Raw genomic sequence first — 17124 nt, 5'->3', positions numbered from 1 at the left:
TTCATGTTTACCGATTCCCACTGTCATCTGAACTTTCCCGAGCTGCAAAGCCGCCTGCCTGAGATTCGCGCGGCCATGGCCGAGGCCGAGGTCACACGCGCGCTGTGCATTTGCACGACCATGGAGGAGTTCGAAGCCGTGCACGGCCTGGCACTGGCCCATGACAACTTCTGGGCCACGGTGGGCGTGCACCCGGACACCGAGCACATGACCGAGCCCGAGGTGGCCGATCTGGTACAGCGCGCGGGCCTGCCGCGCGTGGTCGCCATTGGCGAGACCGGGCTCGACTACTACGGCATGCAGGACCGCAAGGGCGGGCGCTCGATCGCCGATCTCGAATGGCAGCGTCAGCGCTTTCGCGTGCACATACGCGCGGCGCGCGAAGTGCAAAAGCCCCTGGTCATCCATACGCGCAGCGCCAGCGCCGACACCCTGGGCATCTTGCGCGAGGAGGGCGAGGACGGCTCGCCAGGTCAGGCCGGGGGCGTGTTCCACTGCTTTACCGAGACCATGGAGGTCGCGCGCGCGGCGCTGGACCTGGGCTACTACATCTCCATGTCGGGCATCGTCACCTTCAAGAACGCCCAGGATCTGCGCGACGTGGCGGCCTTTGTGCCGCTGGAGCGCCTGCTCATAGAGACCGACAGCCCCTACCTCGCGCCCGTGCCCTATCGCGGCAAGATCAACAGCCCGGCCTATGTGCCCTTTGTGGCGCGCCAGATCGCCGAGGTGCGCGGCATGCGCGTGGAGGAGGTGGCCGAGGTCACGAGCCGCAACTTCGATCAGCTGTTCAAGGGAGTGCTCGCATGAGCCTGAGGCCGTCCTCACCCGCGCTTTTGAACCGCCGCCGCTGGCTGGCCCTGGCGGGGCGGGCCGGCATGGTTGCAGCCGCAGCAGGCGCGGGCGGGGTCTGGGCCGGCGATTACGACGACTTCAACCGCGCCATCATCAGCGACAACCAGAGAACCATGGTCAACCTGATCTTTCGCGGCTTCGACCCCAATACGCGCGACACGCGCGGCCGCCCGGGCCTGGTGGCGGCCTTGCACCAGGACGCGCTGAACGTGTTCGACGTGCTGCTCAAGTCGCCGGGGATTGACCTCAACCTCGCGTCCCGCCAGGGCGAGACGCCGCTCATGATGGCCTGCATCAAGGGGCATTTGAAGCTGGCGCAGGAGCTCATCAAGCGCGGCGCCGATGTGAACCAGGAGGGCTGGGCGCCGCTGCACTATGCGGTCTCGGCCGACCGGCCCGAGACCCTGGCCATCGTGCAATTGCTGATCGACGAGCATGCCTACATCGATGCGGCCTCGCCCAATGGCACCACGCCCTTGATGCTGGCCGCGCAGTACAGCAGCGAGGCCGTGGTGGACCTGCTGCTCAAGGAGGGCGCGGACATTGTGCTGCGCAACCAGCGCGGGCTGACGGCCGTGGACTTTGCGCGGCTCGTGGATCGCCAGTACATGGTCAAGCGCCTGTCGGGCGCACTGCAGACCGAGCGCCGCACCCAGCCTTCGCGCGGCGGCTGGTAGCGGGCAGCAGGCGCGTGCGCGCCATTGTGTCGGCCAGCTTGAGGATTTGAAAACTATCAAATAAAGGAGCTGCTAGCGCTTGCCACACCTAGGTTTCAAGTGGATTCTGTCTTGAAATCAAGGTGTGGCAAGCGCTAGCAGCTCACTTTTTATTCTGCTCTCATGCCTTGGACTGAGCCGGGGCGCCGCCTGCGCGGTTCTGGGTATGCAGCCGCGCGTACAGGCCGTCCATGGCCAGCAGCTGCTGGTGCGTGCCTTGCTCGGCGATGCGGCCGCGCTCCATGACGATCACGCGGTCCGCATGCTCGATGGTCGACAGCCTGTGGGCAATGACCAGCGTGGTGCGGCCCTGCATGAGGCGGTTGAGCGCCTGCTGTACCAGGCGCTCGGACTCGTTGTCCAGGGCCGAGGTGGCCTCGTCGAGGATCAGGATCGGCGCATTCTTGTAGAGCGCGCGCGCAATCGCCAGGCGCTGGCGCTGGCCGCCCGAGAGCTGGGCCGCATTGTGGCCGACCCTGCTTTGCAGGCCCTCGGGCAGGGCGCGCACATGCTCGGCGAGGTTCGCGGCCTCCAGGGCCGCCCAGAGCTTGCCTTCGTCCTCTTCGCTGCCCAGGGCCACATTGGCCGCAATGCTGTCGTTGAACATGACCACATCCTGGCTGACCATGGCGAACTGCCGGCGCAGCGCCGCCAGATCCCAGTCGGCCAGGGCCACGCCGTCCAGCAGCAAGCCGCCCTGACTGGGTGCGATGAAGCGCGGCAGCAGATTGACCAGCGTGGTCTTGCCCGCGCCCGAGGGGCCGACCAGGGCCACGACCTCGCCAGGACGCACCTGCAGGCTGACATGGGACAGGGCCGGGGCCTTGTCCTCGCCGAACTGCACGCTCACATCGCGCAGCTCGATGGCACCTTCGACCCGCTCGGGCACGAGCTGGCCACCGACCTCGTTTCCCGAGTCTTCAAGCAGATACAGGCCGCGCTCCAGCGCAGCCACGCCGCGCGTGATCGGGTTGGCCACATCGGCCATGCGGCGAATCGGCGCGATGAGCATCAGCATGGCCGAGATGAAGGCCGCAAAGCTGCCCACGGTGACTTCATGCATGCTGCTGATGGAGGCCGTGCCCCGGCTTTGCCACAGCGCAATGCAGATCACGGCCGACAGGGCGGCGGCGGCCAGCAACTGGGTCAGAGGCGTCATCGCGGCCGAGGAAATCGTGGCCTTGATGGCCAGGCGCCGCAGCCTGTGGCCCAGCGCGCCAAAGCGCTGCAACTGGCCTTGCTGGGCGCCATGCAGGCGCACCATGCGGTGAGCGAGAAAGTTCTCCTCCACCACATAGGCGAGCTCGTCCGTGGCTTCCTGGCTGGATTTGGTGATGCGGTACAGGCGCTTGGACAGCGTCTTCATGATCCAGCCCACGCCCGGTACCATGACGGCCACGATCAGCGTCAGCTGCCAGTTCAGGTACAGCAGGTAAATCAAGAGGCCGACCAGCGTGAAGCCGTCACGCGAGATCCCCAGCATGGCCTGGACCAGCAGCGTGGAGCCGGTCTGCACCTCATAGACCACGGTGTTCGACAGGGACGAGGCCGACTGGCGCGAAAACAAGGCCATGTCGGCCGCCAGCAGGCGCTCGAACAGCCGCTGGCGCAGGGCCAGCATGCCTTCGTTGGCGATATGTGCAAGCGCGTATTGCCCGAGAAACTGGGCCAGGCCGCGAACCAGAAATATCCCTATGATGGCCACGGGAACGGTCCACAGCGGCAGGGAACCTTCTGTAAATCCGTTGTCCAAAAGAGGCTGCAACAGAGCCGGGATCAAGACCTCGGTTGCCGCTCCCACCAAGGTGGCAGCCACCGCCAGAGACCAGGCCAGGTGCTGTCCGCTGAAGTACGGCGCAATGCGTCTAAGCCTTTGCGACAACGGCAGGTCCGCAGGTCCCTGGGAGGACGAGGAGGGCTTGCCCACGCCGGTTGTGGCCGATGACGGAGTAGGAGATGGTTCTTGCATGAGGCGAGGATTCTAGAGGGGGCAGGGCCTTGCTCGGGCCGTGCCGGACCAAAGTCCGGGAATGCCCGGCGCATGGGTGAAAGTCACTCGCGGGGCTTAAAGTACGGGTTCTTACATTGTGAATCATCTAGTGTGTGTAACATTCGCCTCTGTGTAGGCACCGGGTCTTCCCGGAGATATTGATGACTGCCAATGACTATTAATCGACGAGCATTTTCTGTTTCCACTGCGGCCAAACCCCTTGCCTCGCGCAGGGCCATGCTGATGGCGCTGGCCTCCAGCCCGGCGCTTCCCGCTCTTGCGCAGTTCCGTGTTGAAGTCACGGGCGTGGGCCTGACGCAGTTGCCGATTGCCATTGCCCAGTTCAAGGGCGAAGCCCAGTCTCCCCAGAAAATCTCCGCCATCATCCAGGCCGACCTTGAGCGCAGCGGACAGTTCCGTGGCGTGGATACGGCAGGCGCGCAGCTCGACGAGACCTCGCGCCCCGATGTGGCCCTGTGGCGCCAGAAGAATGCCGATGCGCTGGTTTCGGGCAGCGTCACGCGCCTGCCCGACGGGCGCTTCGATGTGCGCTTTCGGCTCTGGGACGTGGTGCGCGGCCAGGATCTGGGCGGCCAGGGCTTTGCGGTCACCGTGGGTGATCTGCGCCTCGTGGCCCACCGCATCTCCGATTTCATCTATGAAAAGCTCACGGGCGAGAAGGGCATCTTCTCCACCCGCATTGCCTACGTGACCAAGGCCGGCAGCAACTACCGTCTCTGGGTCGCGGATGCCGATGGGGAGAACGCACAGTCGGCGCTGTCCAGCCCCGAGCCCATCATCTCGCCGGCCTGGTCGCCCACGGGCAAGCAACTGGCCTATGTGTCCTTCGAGTCGCGCAAGCCCGTGGTCTACGTGCACGACGTGGCCAGCGGCCGCCGCCGCCTGGTGGCGAACTTCCGCGGCTCGAACAGCGCGCCGGCCTGGTCGCCCGATGGCAAGAGTCTGGCCGTGACGCTGAGCCGTGACGGCGGCTCGCAGCTGTACCTGATCAACGCCGAAGGCGGCGAACCGCGTCGCCTGATGCAAAGCAGCGGCATCGATACCGAGCCCGAGTTCTCCAGCGACGGCCGCACGATCTACTTCGTCAGCGACCGTGGCGGTGCGCCCCAGATCTACAAGGTCGCGGCTTCGGGCGGCAGTGCCGAGCGCGTGACCTTCACCGGCAACTACAACATCTCGCCCAGCATCAGCCCGGACGGCAAGTGGCTGGCCTACATCTCGCGCGTTGGCGGAGGCTACAAACTGCATGTGCAGGATCTGGCCACCGGCACGGTCACGGCAATCACCGACACCACGTCCGATGAAAGCCCGAGCTTTGCACCCAACAGCCGTCTCATCGTCTACGCAACCGTGCAACAAGGCCGCGAGGCTTTGATGACGACGACACTGGATGGCAAGATCAAGGCCAGGCTTGCAGGGCAGGGTGGTGATCTGCGTGAACCCGATTGGGGGCCTTTTCAAAAACCCTGATCTCGGTCTCGCTACTGGTTCTTCGGACAATCAACGATTTCTTATCCGGACTTACGGAGTCTTTCATGATCTTATTCAAGCGTCTCTCCCTGGCTATTGCCATCACGGCCCTGATTGCCGGCTGCAGCTCCGGCGTCAAGCTCGACGAAACTCCTGTCACCGATGCAGGTGCCGCAAGCACGGGCCAGGGCGCAGGGAGCGGCAGCACCTCGCAAAGCGGCGTGTCGGGCGTGGACCTGTCGGCCTCTGCTTCGGACAAGGACGGCCCCCAAGGCGTGAGTCGCATCGTCTACTTCGACTTTGACAGCTACGCCATACGCGCCGATGCCCAGGCACAGGTCGAGGCCCATGCGCGCTTTCTGAAGGCCTCGCAATCGCGCAAGGTCCAGATCGAAGGCCATACCGACGAGCGTGGCGGCCGCGAATACAACCTGGCACTGGGCCAAAAGCGCGCCGAAGCCGTGCGCCGCGCCCTGGGCCTGCTGGGCGTGCAGGAGTCGCAAATGGAAGCCGTGAGCTATGGCAAGGAAAAGCCGGCGGTTGAAGGCAATACCGAAGACGCGTTTGCGCAGAACCGCCGCGCTGAACTGTCTTACCGCTGAGCATGGGGCGCGCCTTGTTGAATCCGAGTCGTTTTCCGCTTTCGCCGCGAGCCCTGTTGCTGGCCGTCATGCTTGGCGGCTTTGCCAGCAGCAGCTATGCCTTGTTCGGTGATGACGAGGCGCGCCGCGCCATCATAGAAATGCGCCAGCGCCTCGATGGCATGCAGCAAAGCCAGCAGCGCATGGGCGAGGACAATGCGCAGATGCGCCGCAGCCTGCTGGAGTTGCAGTCGCAGATCGAGCAACTCAAAGCCGACCAGGCCAAGCTGCGTGGACAGAACGAGCAACTGCTGCGCGACACCTCCGAGTTGCAGCGCAATCAGCGTGACATAGCCAAGGGCATGGACGAGCGCCTGCGCCAGTTCGAGCCCATGAGCGTGAACGTCGATGGCCAGGAGTTTGTCGCCGACCCTACGGAAAAGCGCGACTTCGAGGCGGCCCTGGCGGTGTTTCGCAGTGGCAAGTATCCGGAAGCAAGCTCGGCCTTCACGACCTTTCTGGGTCAATGGCCCAAGAGCGGCTACGCCTCCTCGGCGCGCTTCTGGCTGGGCAATGCGCAGTACGCCACGCGCAACTACAAGGAGGCCATTGCCAACTTCCGCAGCCTGCTCAATGCCACGCCTTTGCACGGGCGTGCGCCTGAGGCAGCGCTGTCGATAGCCAACTGCCAGATCGAGCTCAAGGACAACAAAGGGGCTCGCAAGACCCTGGAGGACTTGGTCAGGAACTATCCCAATTCGGAAGCTGCTGGCGCAGCCAAGAACAGGCTGGCCACTCTCAAGTGATGAGCGACGCACAATCACCGGCATCCGCCGGCCAGAGCACAGCGCCCGATTCGGGCGCTGTTTTTTCTGAGGCCGATCTGCAGCGCCGCTTTGGCGGCCTGCAGCGACTCTATGGAGTGGAAGGCGCAGCCCGCATACGCTCTTCCCATATCGTTGTGGTCGGTATAGGCGGGGTCGGCTCCTGGGCCGCAGAAGCCCTGGCGCGCAGCGGCGTGGCCAAACTCACGCTGATCGACATGGACCACGTGGCCGAGTCCAACATCAACCGCCAGATCCATGCCCTCACAAGCACCGTTGGCCAGGCCAAGATCGAGGCCATGCGTGATCGCATCGCTGAGATCAATCCGGCTTGCGTGGTGCAATGCGTTGACGATTTCGTGACCCCCGACAACTGGTTGCAATTGCTGCCTAGCGATGCGCATGCCGTCATTGATGCCTGTGATCAGATAAAGGCCAAGACCGTGATGGCAGCCCATGCCCGTGCCAGGCGCCAATGCTTCATCAGCGTGGGCGCAGCCGGAGGCAAACGCCTGGCGCACAAGATCGATATAGACGATTTAAGTGCCACCACCCATGACCCCTTGCTGGCCCAGCTGCGCTATCGCCTACGCCGCGAGCATGGTGCGCCCAGAGAGGGTAAGAACATTGGCGTGAGCTGCGTCTTCAGCCGCGAAGCCGTGGCTCCCCCGCATGCTTCGTGCGCGCTGGAGGGAGATGGCAGCCTCAACTGCCATGGCTACGGCTCTGTGGTTGCCGTGACCGCCAGCTTCGGCCAATGCGCGGCTGGCTGGGTCCTGGAAAAAATCAGCAGCTCTTCAAAGCACCAAGGATTTGATGCTAGAATATGAGTCTTCGCTAAACGAGAGAGTTATTTTTTGTTTGGCAGGTTCGGGTCTTTAGCTCAGCCGGTAGAGCAGCGGACTTTTAATCCGTTGGTCACGAGTTCGAATCTCGTAGGACCCACCAAAGAATTCAAGGACTTAGGTTAACGCCTAAGTCCTTTTTTCGTTTCAGGTGTCAACCAAGTGTCAACGCAGACAACGGGTTGAGCTTGACCACCTCTTGCAGGTGGTCTGGGGCCAGGTGGGCTTAGCGCATCGTCATGGTCAGATTGGCATGGCCCAGGCTGCGCTGGAGCACCAGGATGTTGCCGCCATTCATCATGAAGTGCGATGCGAACGTGTGTCGCAGCACATGTGTGAGCTGCCCATCTTGCAGCTCAAGGCCTGAGCGCCCGACCGCATCACGAAATGCCGCGTAGCAGGGCGCAAAAAGGCGCTGGCCTGTCTCTGCTTTGAGGTGGTGTGATCGAAGCTGCTGTGCCAACTCGGGTTCGATAGGGATGGCGCGCACCTTCCCAGACTTGGTGCCCGCAAACTGAATCTGGTCGTTGCGCAGGTGGCGGGCTTCCAGGCTTTCTGCTTCGCTCCAGCGCGCACCGGTTGCCAAGCAGACCCTGGCTACCATCGCTGCGTGGCGGTTCTTGCCCTTTTGCAGCTCAGATAAAAGCTCATGGATCTGGTCTGCTGCCAGGTATGACAGCTCGGACTCCTGTACCTTGAACTGGCGCAGTTCGGCAAGGGGGTTGGGCTTGTTCCACTGCCCGAGTCTTCGCAGCTCGTTGAATACGGAGCGCAGATAGGCGTGTTCACGGTTGACGCTGTTGGGGGCGATGCCGGCCGCGAGCCGCTCGGTGCGATATGCCGTGAAGGTGTTGACCGTGAACCGGTCGGCTATGGGATCACCCATGGCTGCGCAAGCGAGCTTGAGCCGGTTGTAGGTGTCGGTGCCGGCTTTGAGGCTGACCCCATGATGGGTATGCCAAAGGTCAATCAACTCACTGAGCTTGCGTGTGTCTCTTTTCTCAGGTTGCCACTTGGCATCTTGGTTGACCTGGGTCTTTAGCCAAGCCTCCCATGCCTTGGCCTCGGCCTGCGTTTTGAACGTCTTGCGGAAGCGCTTTGATCCACGGCCACCTGGCTGACTATCTGCGAGCCAGCCGGATTCAGTCTTTTTGAGTGCCACGGCGTGTTTTGCGTGCTGGGGGCGAGGCAAATGTGGCGTTGACCGCGTTTTCCGCTTCCGCAATTTCCGTCGGAGAGGGTGTGGCCAAGGGTTGGCGTTCTTCTCCTCGGAGTTCAGGGTGTGCGAATGAGCCGCCGAAGTGTTCCTCTTCCGAGGGATCAACTTGAGCGCTGCTCACAACCTCGCCCATCACCATCCACTCTAGGTACTTGGGCCTGAACTCACGAGCTAGGGCCGCGATCATTTCGACGCTGGGTTGTTGGACCCGGTTGCAGAGGTTCTTCCATTTGCGAGCGCTGATCCCGGTGCGCTCCTCCAGGTAGGGGTACTTGTGAGTTGTTCCCACTGAGTGGTTTACGACCCAGATGACCCGTTCACGGATGTCATTGAAGTCTGTCATGGGTTTTTTGATCCGTTGCTGATTTTATGAATCGTACTTGAATTTGGTACGAATCGATGTCACAATCAAAACGTACCAAAAAATGGTATGTTTTGGAGGTGGCATGACTGTTGATGAACAAGATCGGGTTGGCAATCAAGGCGCTGTAGCAGCAGGGCAGCACGTCTCTTCGCTTTCGCACACTGCGTACAGCCCGTTGATGACACGACAAGCATTTGCTCAGGTCATCGGTTTGCCTGTCGGGGTTCTCGTGGCCCAGGCAGAACGCGGCTACTGGCCTCAAATCACCATCGGTAAACGGGTGTTCATCAATGTCGAGGCTGTCCGTCTTTTGGCTGCCGAGCGCGCCGCGGAGTTCGCGCTATGAACTTCTTTGGCATGAGTGGCGGTGCCCGCCTTCTTTACATCGTGCGTCGTGCACATGAGCTGCATGGCGATGACGCCTACCTCATGGAAGCCCGAAAAATCGCTGCGAAGCTGATCGGTGCGGGATGTGAGGTGGTCGCATGAGTGGCGTCACGTTCACCAGCATGGAAGCGGCGGCGATCGCCAACACGGAGCGCTCCGGCGCCTGCCCGCAGCGCAGCGAGGACAGCCGCCGGGGCGCTTCGCGCCGCGTATCCCCCTCGAGTAACACGGGGATGAACAAATGAAAGTGAGCTACCAGACGGACGAGCGCCTGGTGCTCGAAGGCAAGAAGGTCAAGCTTCTTTGTGCCGAGCGTGCCGCACATGCCGATGCCGGTGTCATCGTGGACTACTTCCGCTGCACCGTGCAGCGCGAAGCCCTGTTTGCCGCCCAGATTCCCAGCAAGGGTGAGCTGATCGTGGATGGTCTGCAGCTCGACGGCGAGATCGTGCAAGACCTGGCGGTGCATTTCGCCAAGCTCCTGGGTTTCTTGCCCGGTGAAGCCCGGCCAGGCCGGGACTACTACGAGCATTCGTACACCATCATCAACGAGCACGGCAAAGAGGTCGCCAGCGTCAGCGGTGGTGGTGTCAGTCAGCGCGGCACCTTCTGCTTCACCGTGAAGGGCGAAGGCTGCACCTTCGGGCAAGCAGGCTGGGAGCAGCGGCTTTATGACTTCTTCCTGCCCTTGCAAGGCAAGGTCACTCGCATCGACCTGGCCCGAGATTTTTTCGACGGCAAGTACGGATTCGATGCGGCCTATGAGGCCTACCAGAACGACGAATTTTCCTACCGTGGGCGCAAGCCATCGTTCGATGATGCCGGTAGCAAAAAAGGCTTTGCCTCGACCTTCTATGTCGGCAAGCGAGACAGCGGAAAGATGTTCCGCGGCTACGACAAAGGCCACCAGTTCAAGCTGCTGGACGATCCCTGGTGGCGTGCCGAAATCGAGCTCCGCAGTGCCAACCGGGTCATCCCTCTGGAAACACTGATCCGCCCGGCATCTTTCTTTGCCGGTGCCTACGGCTTCACTGCTCGCATTCTGGAAAACGTCGAGCCTCTGCGTATTCCCACGCTGCAGAAGGTGGCTGAGGCCAGCGTGGAACGCACAGTCCGCTGGTTCGAGCGCACGGTTGCGCCCTCGCTGGTGCACATCTCCCTGGCCGCTGGTTTCGATTGGCTGATGGACATTGCCGAAGACCAAGCTTACCGCCCGTTGCCGAAGTCCCTGCACGGCCTCTCGCCCGAGGCCATGCGTGCAGGCATTCGTAAATCCCTGCATCGCTTTTCTTCAACGCCTCCCGAACCGGCCGGGTTGGCGGCTGCTTAACGCCGGAATCAAGGAAACACCATGAAGTTCACATCCCGCATCACCGTGCAAGGCATCAAGGGCAGCAAGGGGCAGCTGGAAAGCGGCCAGTCCTACGACAGCACCAAGATCTACGTGCAGACCGCGCTGGACGATAGCAAAGGCATGGGCAAAGGCTTTGCCACCGCCGAATACAACTTCGGCACCAGCGACGAATACCACAAGTACAAGCACCTGCCGTTTCCCATCGACTGCGAAGCCGAGCTGGAAATCGTCACCAACGGCAAGACGCAAAAGACCCAGATCGTCAGCTTGCGCCCGCTGGAAATGACCAAGCCAGCCAAGGGAGCCTGACATGGACTGCCGCCCTTGCTGGTATGTCCAGTCCATTGATGACGGTGCCTTTCTTGCGCCGGATGGCGAGGGCGGTGTCGTGACCCAGAGCCTGCTGGTGAACGCGGTGCCCTTTGAAACCCGTGAAGCAGCTGTGCATGCCGCTGTCGATCATTTCGATGGCCGTGCCTCGCTGATCCAGCTTTATCAACCGCTGAGCTGCGAAGAGTTTGTGCAGTGAGCCAAGTCTACGTCCTCTATTGCGAAACGTCGCACGGCATCGCGGCGGGCACCACGCCCAGCCAATGCCCGGATGCCTATCGCAAAGAGGTGGCCATCGATCTGCAAGCGCTCCAGCAGCTCGGCAGTGCGATTCCCCAACTCAACCCCGGCGACGTGGCCCAAGCCTTCGGCATGGGCTTCGGTGTCGTCGTGCTGTTCTTCCTGGTCGGCCGGGGAGTCGGCGAAGTTTTGCGGCTCATCCGTCATGGATGAAGCTCACCGTCGAGCGGGCGGTTCCCGCTCAAACCAACCCAAGAGAGGACTTCATATGAAGAAGCAATTCAACCCCAAGACCGCCATTGCAGCGGCAGTAACGACCGCCCTGGTGCTCGCCAGTGGTGCAGCTGCCGCAGAAGGCACTGGTATCGACCTGACGCCCATCACGGGCGCTTTCAAGGCCTCGGATGTGGTCACCGCTGTGTTGGCTGTGGCCGGTGTGCTGGCGGCCATCTACGCGACCATGACGGCCGCCAAGATGGCGCTGCGTTGGATTCGTGGCGGCTAAGCCCGCGATCTAAAGCGATTCGGGCGGGCCTGATCACCCCGCTTGAATTGGTCCCTCACATGACATCACTTTGGTATCTGTTTATTTTTGCCTGGGGCATCGTCTGTGCCTGGGCACTTATCAAGGGCCTAGAATGACGATCTTCAAGCGCTGGCTCCTTCTTAAAATCTGTGTACTGCTTGCCATGCCCATGTATGCATGGCCGCAGGCCCTGCCCAAGCCACAACCAGAGAATGTCAATCGCGCCATCTCCGGCACTATGGGTAACGTCATGGCGAATCGTGGGTTTGCAGCCAACGATCCAAGAGTCGCCAACACCATCGCACGAATGTCTCCAGCCCTGCAGGGCATCGCGGGCAGTGCGGCCGTCATTACCGTTGGCACTGTCACCGCTCCAGGCTGGATCTCTGGTGCAGTGGCGATCGGTATCGGTGCTGTCATCTCATATGCTGTTGGAGTGGCCGTCAACGCGGTGGTGAACTGGCTGTTTCGCTCGGATGGGAAAATCGACCAGTCCGGGCTGGAATCAGAGAAAGACCCATCTGGTGGCATCTCTCCCGGTGTGCCCGCGTGGCGTTCGAAGCAGTGGGTTACGCGCTCCACCACCGAATTCATCTGGGGCGGCGACGGCTTTGCGGTTGCGCGTGAAGCCGAGGCCAGCTATCGCGCGGTCAACGGACTTACACCGAACACGCCTGCATGCACGCTTGCTGCTGGTGGGCAATCCGCCATCTGCGGCAACTCCATCGCCACACTCAACCCTGAAGGGCCTCCAGGGGCATGTCCAAAGGGTACGTTCTGGGTGGCTGGCAACTGCTCCCCCTACGGATTTCTTGCCCCAGCTGGGGTGCCTACCGTTATCGGCCAAACACCACAGCAGGCGGTCAATGCGCTTCCTAGCGGGGAGCTGGGCAAGGATTTGAATCCCCGGATCATTGCCGCTCTGGCAGATCGTGCATGGCAGTCTGCGGCCAGCCAGCCCGGCTATGACGGCGTACCGTATCCAGTGTCAAAGCCGGTGACCGAAGCCGATGTGCAACCCTGGGTGAACGCCAATCCAGAGATCGCACCGAAGGTTCAGGACTTCGTCACCCCCAACCCGGTATCACCCACGAATCCCAACCCTTGGGCGATCCCTTTGGACTCCAAAGCACCCGTAATCAAGCCTGTTGTGCCCAACACCGGCACCACCAACCCTGCAGCCGCAAACCCCGAGGCGAATCTGGGCCCAGATCCTGGTATTGGTGCTCCCACTCTCGAAGCTATCCCCACGGCCCAGCAGATCGCCAATCCCATCCTGCAGCTCGCACCCGACCTTCGAGGGTTCCAGGCCAGCGGCCAAGCTGGTGTCTGTCCACGACCCACCATCGATCTATACGGCACCCATGTGCTGGATGCACATTGCAAGCTGATCGAAGACAACAAACAGGTGCTGCAGCTCGCAATGGCCTTTGCCTGGGCCGCGATGGCCTTGTTCATCGTGCTGTCGGCGTGAGGGAGTGAACCATGTTTGGCATCCTGCTTTCCGCCCTGAATTCCATTCTGGCCTGGGTATTTCGTTCGCTGCTGGTCAAGTTCGCGCTGTTCTTCGCGCTGTACTTCATCACCAGCGAGTTCGTGGGCTTCATCGCCGCCTTGCTGCCCAATGCCAGCTCTATCAACAGCACGTTGTCTGGCATCACGGCGGGCACTTGGTTCTTTCTCGATGCATTCCAGCTGCCCATGGGCATCTCGGCCCTGGTGTCGGCCTACGCCACACGCTTCATCATCCGTCGCATGCCGGTGATTGGATAAGCCATGCCCATCAACACCTACAGCGGCCTGATGGGCTCGGGAAAATCCTATGAATGCGTGTCCTCGGTGATCGTCCCTGCCGTCAAAGCAGGGCGTCGCGTGGTCACCAATGTGGATGGCATCGACGGCGATGCGATTCGGGCCTACTGCCAAGACAAATTCAGCGTGCCTATGGAACAGCTTGGCGAGGTCGTGCATTGCACCAATGACGATGTGCCCAAGGCCAGCTTTTTGCCGCATGGCCAGGACGTGGATACCTTCTGCCAGCCTGGCGACATCATCTGCATTGACGAGGCTTGGCGCTTCTGGGGCACCGACTGCAAGCTACTGCCCGAGCATAAGGTGTTCTTCCGCGAGCATCGGCACTTTGTGCATCCCGATACCAAGGTCTGCTGTGACCTGGTGTTGATGGTGCAGGACATCACCGACCTGCACCGCACATTGCGCGTGGTAGTCGAGGTCACATTTCGCACCACCAAGATCAAGACATTGGGCTGGCAAAAGACCTACCGCGTCGAGATGTGGGAAGGCTACAAGCTCACGGCCAAAGGGCGGGTGTCGGTCGAGAACAAGCGCTACGACACCGAGATATTTCCGCTGTACAGCAGCTACACCGGAGGCACGGGTAAAGAGCTGCAGGTGGACAGCCGTCAGAACGTGCTGCGCAATCCCAAGCTGTGGTTGCTGGCCGTGGGCGTGGTAGTGCTGTTCGGCTGGGGCGTTTACACCATCCTGGGATTTTTCAATGGCACGCGGGCCAAGGCGGGAGATGGAAAAAGCGAACCCGGCAAGACAGTTTCAGCGCTTCCGCAGGCTGCTCCGGGCAGCATTCCCAAGACAAATTCAGCGCAACCAGATGGCCCCCAAGTTTCCAGCACCTGGCGCCTGGTTGGCACATTCCAGGCCCAGGGCAAGCACTTCGTGGTTATCGAAAGCCAAGGCGGGCGCATTCGCCTAGAGCATCCATCGGCCTTCGTGAACACCGGCGCGGTGATGGTCGGCGAGGTAGACGGGCAGAGAGTGACAGCTTGGAGCGGTAGCGCTCCTTCAAGTCGAAGGGGGCAGGAATGATTGGCGACAAACTGAGCCTGGCCAGGTTGGTGAGCTGTCACCATTCAGGGGGCGTTAGTAGTAATAGTAGTAGTGCCATTACTACTATTACTACGCGAGGTCTGCAGGGTGCAGCAAAGCGCATGCATCAATACCTTGCGGCTGCGTGTTTGGCGGCAGTGCTGACCCAGGTGGCACAGGCTGCGCCTATGGCTGCCAGCTTCGATCTGCAGGGCGCGAATGTGTCCGAGGTGCTGCAGCTGCTCTATGGCGAGGTCATGAGCACGCCCTATGTGCTTGATCCCGAGGTGCTGGGCGACACCCGATTGGTGTCCTTCCGCTACAAGCACGGGCAAGGTGATCTGCAGACCTTTGTGAGTGGTTTTCTGGAAAGTCTGGGCTACACCGCGGAGCGCAAGGGCGGCGTGGACTTTGTGCGCAAGCGCAAGGCGGAAGAAGCACCACCACCGGAAACACGGCTGCACCTCTACCGTCCTCAGTACCGTGACGTGGCCTATCTGGCGCGCGTGCTGGCCCCGCTGTTCAAAGGTGCGTTCTCGGTCAATCGCAGTATTCGTGCTTCGGGCCAGTCCATGCCGGAGGGGAATGTGCCCAGCGGCTCGGCCGCCGCGCTGATCGACCAGGATGCCGACGTGCTGCTGTTCTCGGGCACTCAGCCCGAGATAGACAAGTTGCAGGAACTGTTGCCCCAGATCGATGTGGCAACTGGCGAGGTGCTGGTGCGCGGTGTGTTCTACGAGGTCAGTCGCACCGACAAAACTGGCTCGGCTTTTGGGCTTCTGGCAAACCTCTTGGGCGGCAAACTCAATCTGGGTATCGGTTCGGCCGTGGGCAATCTTGGCAACTTCATTCAGCTCAAGAACACCGCGCTCGATGCCGTGTACTCCATGCTGGAGACGGATAGCCGTTTCAAGGTGATTTCATCGCCATCCTTGCGCATCCAGTCTGGCGCGCGTGGTGTGTTCTCGGTCGGCCAGGACGTGCCGGTGCTGGGTGCGCTGTCGTTCCCGCAAGGTGCTGGCCAGGCCGTGCAATCGGTCGAATACCGCAGCTCAGGCGTGATCTTCGACATCAGGCCCACGGTGCGCGATGCAGTGATCGAAATGGCGATCAGTCAGCAACTTTCGGATTTCATCAAGACCACTACCGGCGTGAACAACAGCCCGACGCTGACCAAGCGAGAACTGAAGACCACGGTAGGCCTGCAGGATGGCGATGTGATCGTCTTGGGAGGCTTGGCAGAAGACAAGACCTTCAGCAGCCGCGATGGGCTTTCGTTTTTGCCCAGCTTCTTGCACACCAGAGGTCATGAGTCCACCGGTGCCGAGGTCTTGCTTGTGCTGCAGGCGCAGCGTGTGAAGTAGCCGGCTAGGTAGGGAATTTGGTCATGACCAAATAAGACAGATTCAGCGTGCCGGTTTCAAGAATCCGGGAAGGTCGATTTCACCGGCTATGAACCTGGCGGCTTGCTGCTCGCAGGCCTCGGATAGTTTGAATCCTTCCAGGCCCACGGAAGCACGTGCATGCTTGACTGCATTCTGGCGCTTGCGGCACTGCTCGGTATCGGTTGAGTTCATGTCAATCATTGTTTGATCCTCATCCTTCATTGCGTCAAGGTTCTGACGTTTGTTGTGCTGTTCCGCATCGGTGATGGGCGTATCTGTGGTCAATTATTGGATCAGCATCCGCATGCAATAGCTACTGATTTGTGAGGTTGTATCGCGTAATTCCTGTCATTGGCTCGGTCTTGTGGAGCCTGTGAAGCTCTCCGCTCAGAGTCATGCAAGCGGTTCTTACGTCTCGGAATTTGGTTATGGCTAGGGCTGCAGGGACTTAGGCCGGAACAGCCTTGGCTGTGTGGCACGGCTAGCCAAAACGTAGGTTATAGTTGATGTTACAAATCTGTGCAAATTTCAACTATTAGCTATTTTTGTGTTGTATAGCTCGAAATTTGCGGTTCATGGCTAAATTTTGTGCCGTGGCTTCATGTCTGTTGATTTGTGTAAGTTTTGTGCCGGGGGATCGTCGCTGAATCTTCGCTTCATCGATTTATATCGCAGAAGTTAGATATTAATTTGGTATTGAACCAAATCTGCATTGCGATAAAGCATCATAAATATTGACCTAAGGAGTAGAGAATGTTGTTGTTAAGCACGGAGACATTGCCTGAAAATTGCGTAATTAAGGAGATGTACTCTTTGGTTCAGGTTACTCGCGCTATTGAAGTTTCCGATAAAGGTTTAATTCGCGGTATTCTTGAGCGCAAGCGTAATGAATATCAAGAAGCACTAGAACAGCTGACCTTATGCGCGCCATCTGATGCAAATGCGATCATAGGTGTAAAAGTAACATCAAGTACGCAGAATTTTAGCAATGGCACATATCTCTACCTTACCTATATTGGAACGCCTATTTTATATCAGGCTAAATAATAAAATTCAAGCCTAGCCTAGAATCATGGTCAGCGTGTTTTCGCCGGAAAATTTTGCTTGAAGCCAGTTTTCTCAGAATTCCATGCGTATCTAGGTCGAATCCATCTGCGGATGTTGAATTCATTG

Annotated in this window: 22 protein-coding genes and 1 tRNA gene; 19 read left to right on the top strand and 4 right to left on the bottom strand. The window is 60.3% G+C overall.

All coding sequences use genetic code 11. The features are described 5' to 3' along the window. Positions 1-3 precede the first annotated feature (3 nt). A complete protein-coding gene (locus G486_RS0110765; protein ID WP_027015538.1) occupies positions 4-810 on the top strand; it encodes a TatD family hydrolase in 807 nt (268 codons plus the stop codon). Beyond that, on the top strand, positions 807-1532 hold the full coding sequence (locus G486_RS0110760; protein ID WP_027015537.1) for an ankyrin repeat domain-containing protein: 726 nt from the start codon (positions 807-809) through the stop codon (positions 1530-1532). Before G486_RS0110765 ends, G486_RS0110760 begins: the two co-directional genes overlap by 4 nt. Before the next feature lie 160 nt (positions 1533-1692). Here the strand turns inward: G486_RS0110760 and msbA are convergent, their stop codons facing one another. Beyond that, positions 1693-3540, bottom strand: coding sequence for a lipid A export permease/ATP-binding protein MsbA (gene msbA, locus G486_RS0110755; protein ID WP_027015536.1), 1848 nt, complete (start codon positions 3538-3540; stop codon positions 1693-1695). 258 nt (positions 3541-3798) lie between these two features. Between msbA and tolB the strand changes: the two genes are divergently transcribed. The 5 genes from tolB to G486_RS0110730 all read left to right on the top strand — a co-directional run bounded on the left by tolB (position 3799) and on the right by G486_RS0110730 (position 7405). After that, a complete protein-coding gene (gene tolB, locus G486_RS0110750; protein ID WP_027015535.1) occupies positions 3799-5052 on the top strand; it encodes a Tol-Pal system beta propeller repeat protein TolB in 1254 nt (417 codons plus the stop codon). 65 nt (positions 5053-5117) lie between these two features. Continuing rightward, entirely contained in the window at positions 5118-5654 is a 537-nt protein-coding gene (gene pal / locus G486_RS0110745) for a peptidoglycan-associated lipoprotein Pal (protein ID WP_027015534.1), read from the top strand. A gap of 17 nt (positions 5655-5671) precedes the next feature. Next, positions 5672-6439, top strand: coding sequence for a tol-pal system protein YbgF (gene ybgF, locus G486_RS0110740; protein WP_027015533.1), 768 nt, complete (start codon positions 5672-5674; stop codon positions 6437-6439). Next, positions 6439-7287 carry a tRNA threonylcarbamoyladenosine dehydratase gene (locus G486_RS22090; protein WP_034387326.1) on the top strand — a complete coding sequence of 283 codons (849 nt, stop codon included), beginning with the start codon at positions 6439-6441 and terminating at the stop codon, positions 7285-7287. Before ybgF ends, G486_RS22090 begins: the two co-directional genes overlap by 1 nt. A 42-nt stretch (positions 7288-7329) precedes the next feature. Continuing rightward, a tRNA-Lys gene (locus G486_RS0110730) sits at positions 7330-7405 on the top strand. 123 nt (positions 7406-7528) lie between these two features. On the opposite strand, the gene G486_RS22085 is transcribed toward G486_RS0110730, so the two are convergent. Then, positions 7529-8464 (bottom strand): phage integrase, encoded by a 936-nt coding sequence (locus G486_RS22085; RefSeq protein ID WP_211233780.1) that lies wholly within the window; start codon positions 8462-8464, stop codon positions 7529-7531. After that, positions 8445-8864, bottom strand: coding sequence for a hypothetical protein (locus G486_RS22080; RefSeq protein WP_034387324.1), 420 nt, complete (start codon positions 8862-8864; stop codon positions 8445-8447). Before G486_RS22080 ends, G486_RS22085 begins: the two co-directional genes overlap by 20 nt. A gap of 103 nt (positions 8865-8967) precedes the next feature. Here G486_RS22080 and G486_RS24005 point away from each other — a divergent pair, with 103 nt between their 5' ends. From G486_RS24005 to G486_RS23995, 11 genes are all read left to right on the top strand, one after another. Further along, positions 8968-9231, top strand: coding sequence for a hypothetical protein (locus tag G486_RS24005; protein WP_156919999.1), 264 nt, complete (start codon positions 8968-8970; stop codon positions 9229-9231). After that, entirely contained in the window at positions 9228-9374 is a 147-nt protein-coding gene (locus tag G486_RS24000) for a hypothetical protein (RefSeq protein ID WP_156919997.1), read from the top strand. Before G486_RS24005 ends, G486_RS24000 begins: the two co-directional genes overlap by 4 nt. A 139-nt stretch (positions 9375-9513) precedes the next feature. After that, positions 9514-10602 carry a replication initiation factor domain-containing protein gene (locus tag G486_RS0110705; protein WP_027015532.1) on the top strand — a complete coding sequence of 363 codons (1089 nt, stop codon included), beginning with the start codon at positions 9514-9516 and terminating at the stop codon, positions 10600-10602. A 21-nt stretch (positions 10603-10623) separates the two neighbouring features. Continuing rightward, on the top strand, positions 10624-10935 hold the full coding sequence (locus tag G486_RS0110700) for a hypothetical protein (RefSeq protein WP_027015531.1): 312 nt from the start codon (positions 10624-10626) through the stop codon (positions 10933-10935). A 1-nt stretch (position 10936) separates the two neighbouring features. Then, positions 10937-11155 carry a hypothetical protein gene (locus tag G486_RS0110695; protein WP_027015530.1) on the top strand — a complete coding sequence of 73 codons (219 nt, stop codon included), beginning with the start codon at positions 10937-10939 and terminating at the stop codon, positions 11153-11155. Further along, complete coding sequence (locus G486_RS0110690; protein ID WP_027015529.1) at positions 11152-11409, top strand: hypothetical protein; 258 nt, start codon at positions 11152-11154, stop codon at positions 11407-11409. Before G486_RS0110695 ends, G486_RS0110690 begins: the two co-directional genes overlap by 4 nt. A gap of 55 nt (positions 11410-11464) precedes the next feature. Further along, a complete protein-coding gene (locus G486_RS0110685) occupies positions 11465-11701 on the top strand; it encodes a hypothetical protein (RefSeq protein WP_034387320.1) in 237 nt (78 codons plus the stop codon). Positions 11702-11834: 133 nt separating this feature from the next. After that, positions 11835-13196 carry a hypothetical protein gene (locus tag G486_RS0110680; RefSeq protein WP_027015527.1) on the top strand — a complete coding sequence of 454 codons (1362 nt, stop codon included), beginning with the start codon at positions 11835-11837 and terminating at the stop codon, positions 13194-13196. Between the two features lie 11 nt (positions 13197-13207). Then, a complete protein-coding gene (locus tag G486_RS0110675) occupies positions 13208-13495 on the top strand; it encodes a DUF2523 family protein (protein WP_027015526.1) in 288 nt (95 codons plus the stop codon). 3 nt (positions 13496-13498) lie between these two features. After that, positions 13499-14566, top strand: coding sequence for a zonular occludens toxin domain-containing protein (locus G486_RS0110670; protein ID WP_027015525.1), 1068 nt, complete (start codon positions 13499-13501; stop codon positions 14564-14566). Between the two features lie 122 nt (positions 14567-14688). Beyond that, positions 14689-15930 (top strand): type II secretion system protein GspD, encoded by a 1242-nt coding sequence (locus G486_RS23995; RefSeq protein ID WP_027015524.1) that lies wholly within the window; start codon positions 14689-14691, stop codon positions 15928-15930. Positions 15931-15972: 42 nt separating this feature from the next. Here the strand turns inward: G486_RS23995 and G486_RS0110660 are convergent, their stop codons facing one another. After that, positions 15973-16236, bottom strand: a complete 264-nt coding sequence (locus tag G486_RS0110660) for an antitoxin VbhA family protein (RefSeq protein ID WP_245587292.1) — start codon at positions 16234-16236, stop codon at positions 15973-15975. Positions 16237-16704: 468 nt separating this feature from the next. Here G486_RS0110660 and G486_RS23545 point away from each other — a divergent pair, with 468 nt between their 5' ends. Next, complete coding sequence (locus G486_RS23545; RefSeq protein ID WP_084455205.1) at positions 16705-16998, top strand: hypothetical protein; 294 nt, start codon at positions 16705-16707, stop codon at positions 16996-16998. Positions 16999-17124: the final 126 nt, after the last annotated feature.

Origin of the sequence: Comamonas composti DSM 21721 (genome assembly GCF_000429845.1) — a bacterium.
Classification (GTDB): Bacteria; Pseudomonadota; Gammaproteobacteria; order Burkholderiales; family Burkholderiaceae_C; genus Comamonas; species Comamonas composti.
Note: the sequence above shows the minus strand (reverse complement) of the source record. Positions and strands in the feature narration are given on the sequence as shown.